Below are 1,747 nucleotides of genomic sequence, written 5' to 3'. Positions count from 1 at the left end.
GCCGGGTTCTCGATGACGCCGCCGACCTCACGCACCTGGGCAAAGCGCGGCAGCACACCCGTCATCCGGGTCCGAGGGCGCTCGCAGCGGCGGTTCTCGATCGCCGCGTTGACCTGCTACAAGCTCGGCGAACGCTCCCGTCCCATCTACCGGCCGAAGCGGCACATCGACCACAAGCGAGGCGGCCGGCGCAGTTTCACCTGGACCGACTACCGCGACCTGCTGATCGCCGCACACCAGCAGCTCGGCGGTCCCATCGTCCTCATCTGGGACAACTTGAACGTCCACAAGGACACCCGGATGCGTTCCTTCATCGACGCGCACGACTGGATCACCGCCTACCACCTGCCGCCGTACGCGCCCGACCTCAACCCCGTCGAAGGGATCTGGTCCTTGCTGCGGCGACCTGCCAGGCCAACACCGCTTTCACCGACCCCGAACACCTCATCAGCACACTCCGCCACGGCCTCCGGCAGATCCAGTACCGCAGCGACCTCATCGACGGATGCCTCGCCGCGACCGGACTCAAGCTCACGACACCGCGCCTACAAGCTCCTTACGTTGTTGGTGGGGTTGATTCCGGTCACTCGTAGGATCGGGAGGCCCAGGGGCACCGGGTGTGGCTGTCAACCTCATGCCGCAGGAGTGGCTTCTACTGATTGGCCGCCCGGTGCCCCGCGACGACTCGGCCACTGATTGGGATGCGCGCGGCAAGATCGCTTGGTAAGGACACGCTGGCGAGGTCGTCTGCTGGGACTCGAACAGGAACGACTCCGGAGGTGGTCGTGCCCGAACTATGGGCCGGTACGGATGCGGGCAAGGCCGAGCATCACTGCGTGGTGATCGACGCGGAGGGCAAGCGCAGGCTGTCGCGGCGGGTGGTCAACGACGAGACCGCGTTGCTGGAACTGATTGCGGATGTTTTCGCTTTGAGCCAAGGAGAGCCGGTGACCTGGGCGATCGACCTCAATGCCGGCGGGGCCGCGCTGATGATCGCCCTTCTGACCGACAAAGGGCAGCAGGTCCTCTACATCCCCGGCCGCACCGTCCACCACGCCTCCGGCTCCTACCGGGGTGACGGGAAGAGCGACGCGAAGGACGCTTTCATCATCGCGGACCAGGCCCGCATGCGCCGCGACCTCCAGCTGATGCACCCTGGCGACGATATCGCCGTCGACCTGCGCATCCTCACCTCTCGCCGCCTGGACCTGGCCGCGGACCGCACGAGGGCGATCAACCGGATGCGGGCCCAGATGCTGGGGTACTTCCCGGCCCTGGAGCGGGCCTTCGACTACAGCACGTCGAAGGCGTCCTTGCTCCTGCTGACCTGCTACCAGACGCCGGCCGCCCTGCGTCGGACTGGCAGGAACCGCTTGGCCGTCTGGTTGAAGAACCGCAAGGTCCGCAACTACAGGCTCGTCGCGGCCACCGCCGTCGAAGCCGCCGAGGCCCAGCACACCGCCGTTCCCGGAGAGAAGCTGGCCGCGGCCGTCGTGGCCAGGCTGGCAAGGGAGGTGATGGCCCTCGATGAGGAGATCGCCGAGACCGACGCCCTGATCGAGGGCCGGTTTCGCGACCACCCGCACGCCGAGGTCATCCTGAGCATGCCCGGCATCGGCCCCGTCCTGGCCGCCGAGTTCATAGCCCATACCGGCGGCGACATGAGCGTCTTCGGCACCGCCGACCGCCTCGCCGGTGTCGCCGGCCTGGCGCCCGTTCCGAAGGACTCGGGACGGATCAGCGGCAA

At 67.5% G+C, this 1,747-nt stretch carries 1 protein-coding gene and 1 pseudogene; both read left to right on the top strand.

Going from position 1 to position 1,747, the window contains the following annotated elements:
* The first annotated feature begins 12 nt into the window (after positions 1–12).
* Positions 13–593: pseudogene (locus ACLB9X_RS34320) on the top strand (transposase).
* 186 nt (positions 594–779) lie between these two features.
* A partial coding sequence (locus ACLB9X_RS34315; protein WP_410364330.1) for an IS110 family transposase occupies positions 780–1,747 on the top strand: 968 nt, incomplete at its 3' end.

This window comes from Streptomyces sp. 5K101, assembly GCF_046506645.1.
Lineage (GTDB): Bacteria > Actinomycetota > Actinomycetes > Streptomycetales > Streptomycetaceae > Streptomyces.
This window is presented reverse-complemented; position numbering and strand designations above follow the sequence as displayed.